At 63.2% G+C, this 10,651-nt stretch carries 10 protein-coding genes; 8 read left to right on the top strand and 2 right to left on the bottom strand.

The window, feature by feature from the left end:
* The 7 genes from WCB02_RS18800 to glnT all read left to right on the top strand — a co-directional run.
* On the top strand, positions 1-329 hold a 329-nt coding region (locus WCB02_RS18800; RefSeq protein WP_423960299.1), incomplete at its 5' end, for a glycine cleavage T C-terminal barrel domain-containing protein.
* Positions 322-936: a sarcosine oxidase subunit gamma gene (locus WCB02_RS18795; RefSeq protein ID WP_423960297.1), complete on the top strand. Its 615-nt coding sequence runs from the start codon at positions 322-324 to the stop codon at positions 934-936. The genes WCB02_RS18800 and WCB02_RS18795, both read left to right, overlap by 8 nt.
* Positions 937-1,242: 306 nt before the next feature.
* Positions 1,243-1,905, top strand: a complete 663-nt coding sequence (locus WCB02_RS18790; protein WP_423960296.1) for a cupin domain-containing protein — start codon at positions 1,243-1,245, stop codon at positions 1,903-1,905.
* A gap of 99 nt (positions 1,906-2,004) precedes the next feature.
* The gene (locus WCB02_RS18785) at positions 2,005-2,901 is read left to right on the top strand and encodes a class II glutamine amidotransferase (RefSeq protein WP_423960294.1); all 897 of its coding nucleotides are present in this window, start codon (positions 2,005-2,007) and stop codon (positions 2,899-2,901) included.
* Positions 2,901-3,590 (top strand): protein glxC, encoded by a 690-nt coding sequence (locus WCB02_RS18780; RefSeq protein WP_423960301.1) that lies wholly within the window; start codon positions 2,901-2,903, stop codon positions 3,588-3,590. Before WCB02_RS18785 ends, WCB02_RS18780 begins: the two co-directional genes overlap by 1 nt.
* A gap of 9 nt (positions 3,591-3,599) precedes the next feature.
* Positions 3,600-4,931, top strand: coding sequence for an FMN-binding glutamate synthase family protein (locus WCB02_RS18775; RefSeq protein WP_423960293.1), 1,332 nt, complete (start codon positions 3,600-3,602; stop codon positions 4,929-4,931).
* A gap of 25 nt (positions 4,932-4,956) precedes the next feature.
* On the top strand, positions 4,957-6,255 hold the full coding sequence (gene glnT, locus WCB02_RS18770) for a type III glutamate--ammonia ligase (protein ID WP_423960291.1): 1,299 nt from the start codon (positions 4,957-4,959) through the stop codon (positions 6,253-6,255).
* Positions 6,256-6,261: 6 nt separating this feature from the next.
* Here glnT and WCB02_RS18765 read toward each other — a convergent pair whose 3' ends face one another.
* The gene (locus tag WCB02_RS18765) at positions 6,262-7,281 is read right to left on the bottom strand and encodes a helix-turn-helix domain-containing protein (protein ID WP_423960290.1); all 1,020 of its coding nucleotides are present in this window, start codon (positions 7,279-7,281) and stop codon (positions 6,262-6,264) included.
* 200 nt (positions 7,282-7,481) lie between these two features.
* Between WCB02_RS18765 and WCB02_RS18760 the strand changes: the two genes are divergently transcribed.
* Positions 7,482-8,954 carry an aldehyde dehydrogenase family protein gene (locus WCB02_RS18760; RefSeq protein WP_423960289.1) on the top strand — a complete coding sequence of 491 codons (1,473 nt, stop codon included), beginning with the start codon at positions 7,482-7,484 and terminating at the stop codon, positions 8,952-8,954.
* An 82-nt stretch (positions 8,955-9,036) separates the two neighbouring features.
* On the opposite strand, the gene WCB02_RS18755 is transcribed toward WCB02_RS18760, so the two are convergent.
* The gene (locus WCB02_RS18755) at positions 9,037-10,473 is read right to left on the bottom strand and encodes an NAD-dependent succinate-semialdehyde dehydrogenase (RefSeq protein WP_423960287.1); all 1,437 of its coding nucleotides are present in this window, start codon (positions 10,471-10,473) and stop codon (positions 9,037-9,039) included.
* Positions 10,474-10,651 lie beyond the last annotated feature (178 nt).

The raw sequence follows: 10,651 nt of genomic DNA, 5'->3' as shown, positions 1-10,651 counted from the left end.
TGCTGGCACAGCGGCCGGGGCTGCTCGATCCCGAGCGGCCAACGCTAGTCGGCATCAAGCCGGTCGCCCGCTCGGCGCGATTTCGCGCCGGCGCGCATATCCTCGCATTGGGCGCACAGGCGACGCTGGAGAACGACGAGGGCTACGTCACTTCCGTTGCCTTTTCACCCATGCTCGGACATTGGATCGGTCTCGGCCTGCTGCGGCGCGGGCCGGGGCGGATCGGCGAGCGCGTGCGTGCCTACGATCCGGTGCGCGGCGGCGATACCGAAGTCGAGATTGTGTCTCCGGTATTCTTTGATCCCCAAGGAAAGCGCCTGCATGGCTGACACGGCATTATCCCCGCGCCCGGCGCTGTCGGACATTGGCCAATCGCATCCGGGTGCCGGCGTGACAATTGGTGAGCGCCATAGCCTTGGCATCGCCATCATGCACGTCCGCAAGGGGCTGGCATCCGCTTTACAGGAACGCATCAGGCAACATTTCCTGCTCGAACTGCCCAATCGCCCCGCTTTGGTCAGTGCCGGTGAAGTGGCCTTCGTCGGGATCGGACCGGGCGCCTGGCTGGCGCTGAGCGACAAGGGCGGTCACCTGTTCAGCACGTGGCTCCGGCAGGTCACTGCCCCGCTCGCTTCGATCAACGACCAGAGCGGCGGCTACGCCGTGTTTCGTGTCGGTGGTCGTGCGATCCGGGAGGCCCTCGCCAAGGGCTTTGCGATCGATCTCGAGGCGCGCGCGTTCAAGGTGGGCAATGCAGCGACGACCATCGTCTCCCATGTCGGCGCCACCATCTGGCGGCGCGAGGACTTTCCGGACGGCACGGCCTGTTTTGAAATCGCCGTGGCGCGTAGCCTCGCTCACAGCTTCTGGGCTTGGTTTTCCGAGAGCGCCGCCGAATTCGGCTGTGACTGGCGGGACGCCGCGACCCGCTCATAGACTTGAAAAGCACTTTCCTTATACGAAACACTATTTCTATAAAATTAATACTTTCGGCGTTTTCTTGCGAGTAAACTGCCTGCATTGCGCGTAACATCTCTCTTTCAGCACGGATTTTTCGGGCGTCCTCGACATCGTGCATGGCGCAGTGCAACCGTTGTGCAGAGCGTCGTGCCGGGATTCGTTTCGCGCAACGGTCAGCCAGGTGCACTTGTGGCAACGCGGCACGCCGCGGTTGCCCAGGCGGAGGAGCACGCTAGCTGCCGAGCGTCGTGTGACGACTTGAAGGAGAGAAGGGAAAAGCTGATGAAAAGAAAGAGTGCGGAGAAGAGCAAGGAAGCCGCCGACGAACAATCGGAATACCGCACCGGTTCGAATGCCCCTATCGAGCCGCACCGCAGCCTGGAACGCGCGCTCGGCGCAAAAATCCGGTTCACGCGACGCGAGCAGGATCTCTCGGTTCTGGACCTCGCGGGCGCCGCGAACATCTCGGCCGGCATGCTCTCGAAGATCGAGAACGGCCAGATCTCGCCGTCGCTTTCGACGCTTCAATCGCTCGCCAATGCACTCACCGTTCCGCTCAGCTTGCTGTTTGCGGCCTCCGAGGAGCGACGCGACTGCTCGTTCGTGCGCGCCAAGCAGGGGGTCGTGATCGAGCGTCGCGGCACCAAGGTCGGGCACCTCTATCAACTGCTCGGACATGTGAACAGCGACGACGTCGTCGTTGAGCCCTACCTCATCACGCTCAAGGAAGAGGCCGAGACCTTCACGGGCTTTCAGCACGCCGGAACGGAGTTCATCTACATGCTCACCGGCGAGGTCGTGTACCGCCACGGCAACAAGAGCTACCGGCTCCGTCCCGGCGACTCCATCCTGTTCGACTCCGGCGCGCTGCATGGGCCGGAGATACTCGTGAAGCGGCCCATGACCTATCTGTCGATCATCGTCTATCCGCGACGCCAGGCCTGAGCGCGCCGCCCCGCAAAATTTCCTATCAGGAAAAATAAATTCTCAGCAATTGACGACGCCTCCCAAGCTGCTACATTGCCGAACATCAGGGAGCAGAGCATGTGCGGCATCGTCGGATTGTTTCTCAAGAACGAGGCGCTTCAGCCGCAACTCGGCCGTCATCTGTCCCGCATGCTGACGACCATGTCTGCGCGAGGCCCCGACAGTGCCGGCATCGCGGTCTATGGCGGTGGGTCCGACGATCTCATCAAGCTGACGCTGCGCGCCTCGACCGGCGATGCCGACCGCGACCTTGGCGCGCGGCTCCGCACGGCGCTGCGGGCTCCCATCGAGGTGCTCCGGCGGGCCAATCATCTGGTGGTGACCATTCCGCGCGCCTGTCGCGCAAGCGCGCTCGCATGGCTGCGCGAACATCAGCCTGATCTGGATCTGGTCGGCACCGGCTCCCACATGGAGATCTACAAGGAAGTCGGCCTGCCGGAGCAGGTCGCCGACAAATTCGCGGTACCCGCGATGCACGGAACCCACGGCATCGGCCATACCCGGATGGCGACGGAATCCGCGGTGACCACCGCAGGCGCGCACCCGTTCTCGACCGGCGAGGATCAGTGCCTGGTCCACAACGGCTCGCTTTCCAACCACAACTCGGTTCGGCGCAATCTGCATCGCGAAGGCATCGTGTTCGAAACCGAAAATGATTCCGAGGTGGCTGCCGGATACCTAACCTGGCGAATGCGCGAGGGCGATTCGCTGAAACAGGCGCTGACCTCGAGTCTCGATACGCTGGACGGCTTCTTCACCTTCGTCGTCGGCACCCGCGACGGCTTTGCCGTACTGCGCGATCCGATTGCCTGCAAGCCGGCCGTGCTCGCCGAGTCCGACGATTATGTCGCGTTTGGTTCCGAATATCGCGCACTCTCCGTGCTGCCTGGCATCGAGAAGGCCCGCGTCTTCGAGCCGGAACCTGCCACGGTCTATGTGTGGGAACGCCGATGATGCCCGTGTTCGATCTGGCACAAAATTCGGTTCGCGATCTCAATGCGTCACTGCATCGTCTGCCTCAGGACACCAATGAAACATTCTGGGAAATCACCAATTCCGACGGCAAGCATGCGATCGTCGCGGGCCTCGATGTGCCGGTTGAGGTGGAGATCAAGGGACATGTCGGCTACTACTGCGCCGGCATGAACAAACGAGCCTCCGTGCGCGTCCACGGCAATGCAGGAACGGGCGTCGCCGAAAACATGATGTCCGGCATCGTTCACGTCATGGGAGACGTGGGCCAGTCCGCCGGTGCCACCGGCCATGGCGGTCTTCTGATCGTCGACGGCGATGCCGCGGCGCGCTGCGGCATCTCGATGAAAGGCATCGACATCATCGTCAAGGGATCGATCGGCTCGATGAGCGCCTTCATGGCGCAGGCCGGCAATCTCGTGGTGTTCGGCGATGCCGGCGATGCGCTCGGCGACTCCATCTACGAGGCGAATATCTTCGTCCGCGGACAGGTCAAGAGTCTCGGCGCCGACTGCGTCGAAAAGCCGATGGCGCCCGATGACAAGGCGCGCCTGGCCGACCTGCTCGACCGAGCCGGACTGGGCGATGGCATCGATGTGGACGATTTCCGCATGTACGGGTCGGCGCGCCGTCTCTACCACTTTCATATCGACAACGTGACGTCCTACTGACGGCGACCCATGACAGCCCCACCCACGAAGCGAACAGAACCACGATTTTCGGCGACCTTCGACCGTTATGCGATCTCCGAGATTCAACGCGCCGCGGCGACAGGACTCTACGATATCCGCGGCGGCGGATCGAAGCGCAAGCTGCCGCATTTCGATGACCTCTTGTTCCTGGGCGCCTCGATCTCGCGCTATCCGCTGGAGGGATATCGCGAGAAATGCGGCACCGATGTCGTGCTCGGCTCGCGCTTCGCCAAGAAACCCATTCACCTCAAGACGCCGGTGACCATCGCCGGGATGAGTTTTGGCGCGCTGTCGAGCACGGCGAAGGAGGCGCTCGGACGCGGAGCCTCCGCGGTCGGAACCAGCACGACCACCGGAGACGGCGGCATGACCAACGAGGAGCGCAGCCATTCCTCCCTGCTGGTCTATCAATATCTGCCCTCCCGCTATGGCATGAATCCCGACGATCTGCGCCGCGCCGACGCGATCGAGGTCGTGATCGGCCAGGGCGCCAAGCCGGGCGGCGGCGGCATGCTGCTCGGACAGAAGATCTCCGCGCGCGTGGCGGAAATGCGTACCCTGCCCGAAGGCATCGACCAGCGTTCGGCCTCGCGGCATCCGGACTGGACCGGCCCGGACGATCTCGAGATCAAGATCGAGGAACTGCGGGAAATCACCGACTGGGAGAAGCCGATCTATGTGAAGGTCGGTGCAAGCCGTCCCTATTACGACACGGCGCTTGCCGTGAAGGCCGGCGCCGACGTCATCGTCATCGACGGCATGCAGGGCGGGACCGCAGCCACCCAGGAAGTCTTCATCGAAAATGTCGGCATCCCCACGATGGCCGCGATCCGCCCCGCGGTCGAGGCGCTACAGGAGCTCGGCATGCATCGCAAGGTGCAGCTGATCGTCTCGGGCGGCATCCGCAACGGCGCGGATGTGGCGAAGGCCCTTGCGCTCGGCGCCGACGCGGTCGCGATCGGCACCGCCGCGCTGATCGCGCTCGGCGACAATGATCCGGCGCTCGAGGAAGATTATCGGAAGCTCGGGACGACCGCGGGCGCCTATGACGACTGGCAGGACGGTCTCGATCCCGCCGGCATCACCACCCAGGACCCCGAACTCGCCAAGCGGCTCGATCCGATCAAAGCTGGCCGGCGGTTGGCAAATTATCTCTCGGTATTGACGCTGGAGACCCAGACCATCGCGCGCGCCTGCGGCAAGAGCCACATCCACAATCTCGAACCCGAAGACCTCGTCGCACTGACCATCGAAGCGGCCGCCATCGCGCGCGTTCCCCTGGTCGGAACGGATTGGATACCCGGCCGGGACCGTTACTGAAACACCCCGCTGATCAAGAGGCACCATGTCGATCGACCTTGTCAAAGTAGCCAGCGAGCGGAAGATCAAGTACTTCCTGATTTCGTACACCGACCTCCTGGGGACGCAGCGCGCCAAACTGGTCCCGGCCGAAGCGATCGGCGGCATGGCCAGGAACGGCGCAGGCTTCGCCGGCTTTGCCACCTGGCTCGACATGACGCCGGCAGACCCTGACGTGTTCGCGATTCCGGATCCCGACAGCCTGATCCAGCTGCCGTGGAAACCCGAGGTCGGCTGGCTCGCCGCCGATCCCTGGATGTCGGGCAAACCGGTTGAGCAGGCGCCGCGCAATGTCCTGAAGAAAGCAATCGCCAGCGCCGCCGAGCGCGGGTTTCAGCTCAAGAGCGGCGTCGAGTGCGAGTTCTTCCTGATCTCGCCGGACGGCGAGCGCGTCAACGACGCCTCCGATCGGCAGGCCAAGCCCTGCTACGATCAGTCCGCGCTGATGCGGCGCTATGGCGTGATCAGCGAGATCTGCGATGGCATGCTCAAGCTCGGCTGGAATCCCTACCAGAACGACCACGAAGACGCCAACGGCCAGTTCGAAATGAACTGGGACTACAGCGACGCGCTGGTCACCGCCGACCGCCATGCCTTCTTCAAGTACATGGTGAAATCGATCGCCGAAAAGCACGAGATGCGCGCCACCTTCATGCCCAAGCCGTTTTCCAGCCTCACCGGCAATGGCTGTCACACTCACATCTCGCTCTGGAAGGGCGAGCGGAACGTATTCGAGGACGACAAGGACGAGCTCGGCATTTCCCCGCTCGGCTACGCCTTCATCGGCGGCATCATTCATTCCGCCGACGCGCTCGCCGCCATCCTCAATCCCACGGTCAATTCCTACAAGCGCATCAACGCGCCGCGGACGCTGTCGGGCGCGACCTGGAGCCCGAACACGGTGACGTTTTCGGGAAACAACCGCACCCACATGATCCGGATTCCCGAACCCGGCCGTTTCGAGCTGCGCCTCGCCGACGGCGCAGCCAATCCCTATGCCATGCAGGCGGCGATTCTGGCCGCGGGCCTCGACGGCATCCAGAGCAACCGCGACCCCGGCAAGCGTCTGGACATCAACATGTATACCGACGGCCATCTGGTCCGGGACGTCAAGAAGCTGCCGCTGAACCTGCTCGATGCCTTGCGCGCGCTGGAAGCTTCGCAGCTGCTCAAGGACACGCTTGGCGAATATGTGCCGGCCTATCTCAAGCTGAAGCACCAGGAATGGGACGACTTCTCACGCCATCTGACGCAATGGGAGCGCGAAACCACGCTCGACTGCTGATCTTCTTCACACCGGCTGTCTCGCACGGCAAAGCTTCCGGTAGCGGCGCGGGCTGATACCGAAGGCCCTGCGAAACGCGCGGCTGAAACTGCTCGATTCGGAAAAACCCCAACGGAACGCGATGCTGGTGATGCTGTCGTCGGTCAGAGAGGGATCAGCGAGTTCCTTGCGGCAATTGGCAAGACGTCGGTCACGGATCGACTGCGCGACGGTCAGGTCCGTGGCGGCGCGATAGATTTCCTGCAAATGACTCGGCGAGACGCCGACCGACCATGCCACATGTTCGACGGACAACTCCGCGTCGTGCAAATGATCCGAGATATAGGCGTCGGCGCGCGCGACATGGTCGGGGATCGCATGATCGGCGATTTTCCGGGCCGCGCCACGAAGCGTCGCGCGCAGCGCCAGCGCAAGGTGATCGATGGCGCAGTTGGCCGCGGCCGGCAGAAAAACAGGCTCGATCGCGGTCGCGCAACGCTCCAGATAAAGCAGGTTTTGGCGGGCAATCGCCGTCAATACCTGGCCGCCCGACAGCGCGACTCCCGCCGGATCTTCACCTCGCGGCATGATATCGCGCAACAAGATCGCGGGCATTTTCAGGATGCTCTGCTTGAAGGAGCGAGGAAACATCACCTGATACGGACGTGACGTATCCAGGAATCCGATATCGCCCGGCGCCAGCGTCGTTTTCCGACCGCCCTGACCGATTTCGCAGACGCCGTCCTGTTGGATCATGAGCAGCCAGGCGCAATCGGTTCGATCGATGAGTTTCCTGGTCCGGCTCACAAACTGGGCGTCGGCCTCGACATCAATGAGGTCGAAGTTCGGAAGATGCGCGAGCGGGATGGACTGGGTCCGGATCGACCCCGAATACGGCCGATCGGGAAGCAGCGCCGTCGCCTCGACACCGGCGATGGTACGGCACACCACCTCCCGCCAGAAATCGAGACGCTCCGATTCCGGGACAGAGCCAGTGCTGAGCACGCCGACCACCCCGGTCGCGGCGTCAGGTCTCTCCGTTCGCATTGGACGAAGCCGCGACATCGGCAGGGTCTCGTTTGAACGATCAACAGCGACAGCGGTACATAACAAACCATAGGACTTTGGGCTTGTCACGAGCGATCCGCGTTTAAGCCAAGTCCGGGCGGCTCTCCTGTCAAGACCGGCGCCGCCGATCGCTGCATGCTATCGCCGCCGAAAATTTGTGCACGCCATGGAGAGCCCCGGTGAGCAAGTCATTCGAAATGATCAATGGAACGCCGAACTACAACCTCTACATCGACGGCGAGTGGACCCGCTCGCTTCGCAATGAATCCACGGAGGACACCAATCCCGCGACGGGCGAGCTGTTTGCCCGGGTTCAACAGGCGGGCAAGGCCGAAACCGAACGCGCCATCTCGGCTGCCCATGGCGCCTACAAATCCTGGGCGGGACTGCCCGTCTCGGAACGTGAGGCGGTGTTTTTCCGGGCAGCCGACGTTCTCGCCAGCAAGGCCAAGGAGATTACCGAGGTTCTGATCGCCGAGTCCGGCTCGATCGCCGGCAAAGCCGGGTTCGAGGTCGGCTATTGTTTCGATCTGCTGCGCACCGCAGCCGCGGAAATGCGGCGCTCCCCCGGCGAGACCATGCCGATGACCGCGCCGGGTCAATTCGGCTTCACGATCCGACAGCCGCTTGGTGTGATCGCCGGAATCGCGCCGTTCAATGCCCCCTTCCTGCTCGCCATGAAGAAGGTCGTGCTGGCCCTCGCCGCCGGCAACGGCTTCGTCCTGAAGCCCTCCGAACTCACCCCGGTGACCGGTCTGAAGATCGCCGAGGTGTTCGACGAAGCGGGACTGCCGCCAGGCTTGCTCAACGTGATCCCCGGACCCGCGGCCGAGATCGGCGCCACGATCTTTGCGGACCCGCGCGTCCGCATGATCACCTTCACCGGGTCGACGCAAACCGGACGACATCTCGCAGTGGAAGCCGCCAAGACCTTGAAGCGCTTCACGCTCGAGATGGGCGGCAAGAGCGCGCTCATCGTGCTGGGCGACGCCGACATCGATTACGCCGTCAAGGCCGCGGCGTTCGGCATCTTCTTTCACCAGGGCCAGGTCTGCATGGCCAACTCCCGCGTCCTCGTCGAAGAACCGATCTTTGACACCTTCTGCGAGCGCTTCGCCGCCGTCGCCAAGAGCCTGAAGGTCGGCGATCCGCGCGAGCCGGACACGGTGATCGGTCCCCTGATCCGCGGTACCCAATGCGCCGTGATCGACGGACACATCGAGGACGCCGTCGGCAAGGGAGCAAAGCTTCTCTGCGGCGCGACCCACAAGGATCAATACTACTGGCCGACCGTGCTGAGCGGCGTCACGCCCGAGATGCGGATCTTCCACGAAGAGAGTTTCGGCCCGGTGACCTCCATCATCAAGGTTCGCGACCACGCGGAGGCGCTGGAGATCGCCAACGCCACCGACTACGGGCTGTCCTCCGGCGTCATCACCAACGACATGCAGAAGGCGCTCGAGCTCGCCTTCGGCCTGGATGCGGGAATGGTGCACCTGAACGACTGCACCGTGTCGGACGAACCGCATGTTCCGTTCGGCGGCGTCAAGAACTCGGGCTTTGGCCGCGAGGGCGGCCGCTTCTCGATGGAAGAAATGACCGAGGTCAAATGGATCACGGTGCAAAGGGGCCAGCGCGCCTTCCCGATGTAACCTCTTGACACTCGCGAAGGACGGCCCTCTCGGGCCGACCCTTCGCGATGAGCCTGCTTGCAGCCGCCTCCAAGTTCAAGACCTATACGCCGGTCTGGGTGATGAACTTGGTGTTGAGATAGGCTTCGAGCGCCTCGGTGCCGCCTTCCGACCCATAGCCGGAATCCTTGATGCCGCCAAACGGCACTTCAGGCAGTGCCAACGCAAAGCTATTGATCGACATCATGCCGGCTTCCACCACGGCGCCGATCGCGGTCGCCGTCTTGGCCGATTTCGTGAACGCATAGGACGCCAGGCCAAACGGCAACCGGTTGGCTTCCTCCGCCGCGTCATCGAATTTCGCAAACGACGAGATCAGCGCCAGTGGCGCGAACGGCTCCTCGTTCATCGCCCGCGCCGATTTCGGCACGTCGGTCACCACAGTCGGCTCGAAGAAGTACCCCTTGTTGCCGACGCGATTGCCGCCGGTTGCGACCTTCGCCCCCTTGCCGACGGCGTCCTGCACCATCTCCTCGATGGCGGTGACGCGGCGATGGTTCGCCAGCGCTCCCATTCTGGAGTCGGCGTCGAGACCGTTTCCGACCTTGATGGATCTGGCGCCATCGACGAACTCGTTGACGAACTTGTCGTAGACCCCGTCCTGGACCAGGAAGCGCGTCGGTGAAATACAGACCTGACCGGCGTTGCGATATTTGGCGGCGACCATGATCTTCGCGGCCTGCTCGACGTCGGCGTCATCGAACACGATGACCGGCGCGTGACCGCCAAGCTCCATCGTCACGCGTTTCATGTGCTGGCCTGCCATGGCCGCGAGTTCCTTGCCAACCTTGGTCGAGCCGGTGAACGAGATCTTGCGGATCGTCGGGTGCGGTATCAGATATTCGGAAATTTCCGACGGCACGCCGTAAACCAGATTGACGACACCGGCCGGCACGCCGGCGTCGGCGAACGCCCTGATCAATTCTGCGGGCGACGCCGGCGTCTCCTCCGGCGCCTTCACGATGATCGAACAGCCGGCCGCGACCGCCGCACTCAGCTTGCGCACGACCTGGTTGATCGGGAAATTCCAGGGCGTGAATGCCGCGACCGGTCCGACCGGCTCCTTGATCGCCATCTGGTAGACGCCGGGAGCACGGGCCGGAATCAGACGGCCATAGCTTCTGCGGCCCTCCTCGGCAAACCATTCGATGACGTCGGCCGCCGCCATCGTCTCGAGCCTGGCTTCCGCCAAAACCTTGCCCTGCTCCGTTGTCATGATGGTAGCGATCTTGTCGGCGCGCTCGCGCATCAGCTCGGCCGCCTTGCGCATCACCTTGGATCGCTCGTAGGGCGAGACCAGCCGCCAGGCCCGAAAGCCTTTCTCGGCGGCCGCCAGCGCCTCGTCCAGATCAGCCGGGTCGGCATGCGCGACCGTTCCGATCGTCTCTTCGGTTGCCGGATTCAGCACCGGGATGGTGCGGCCGGAGCCGGCGGGACGCCATTTTCCGTCGATGTACAACAGGACGTTTGGGTAAGTCATTCTTCTTTCTCCGGTCTGGGACGTTCCTCCGTCGCCCGGAGAACAGCACGTTCCGCGGTCGCTTTTCAAGGGGCGCAGGGCATCTGGGCCTGCAAGGCGGTTTGCACCGTCCTATCCCAGGGAATACAGCGTTTTCCTTTTTGTCAGCCTGGCGCCACGCTCTCGGTGCGGACCACGA

Source organism: Bradyrhizobium sp., from assembly GCF_049581145.1.
In the GTDB taxonomy this organism is placed as follows: Bacteria; Pseudomonadota; Alphaproteobacteria; order Rhizobiales; family Xanthobacteraceae; genus Bradyrhizobium.
This window is presented reverse-complemented; position numbering and strand designations above follow the sequence as displayed.

Excerpts from the sequence above, each read along its gene's own strand:
- WCB02_RS18780 (WP_423960301.1), top strand. The coding sequence starts at position 2,901 with ATGCCCGTGTTCGATCTGGCACAAAATTCGGTTCGCGATCTCAATGCG.
- WCB02_RS18775 (WP_423960293.1), top strand. The coding sequence starts at position 3,600 with ATGACAGCCCCACCCACGAAGCGAACAGAACCACGATTTTCGGCGACC.
- WCB02_RS18765 (WP_423960290.1), bottom strand. The coding sequence starts at position 7,281 with ATGCGAACGGAGAGACCTGACGCCGCGACCGGGGTGGTCGGCGTGCTC.
- WCB02_RS18790 (WP_423960296.1), top strand. The coding sequence starts at position 1,243 with ATGAAAAGAAAGAGTGCGGAGAAGAGCAAGGAAGCCGCCGACGAACAA.
- WCB02_RS18795 (WP_423960297.1), top strand. The coding sequence starts at position 322 with ATGGCTGACACGGCATTATCCCCGCGCCCGGCGCTGTCGGACATTGGC.
- WCB02_RS18785 (WP_423960294.1), top strand. The coding sequence starts at position 2,005 with ATGTGCGGCATCGTCGGATTGTTTCTCAAGAACGAGGCGCTTCAGCCG.
- WCB02_RS18755 (WP_423960287.1), bottom strand. The coding sequence starts at position 10,473 with ATGACTTACCCAAACGTCCTGTTGTACATCGACGGAAAATGGCGTCCC.
- glnT (WP_423960291.1), top strand. The coding sequence starts at position 4,957 with ATGTCGATCGACCTTGTCAAAGTAGCCAGCGAGCGGAAGATCAAGTAC.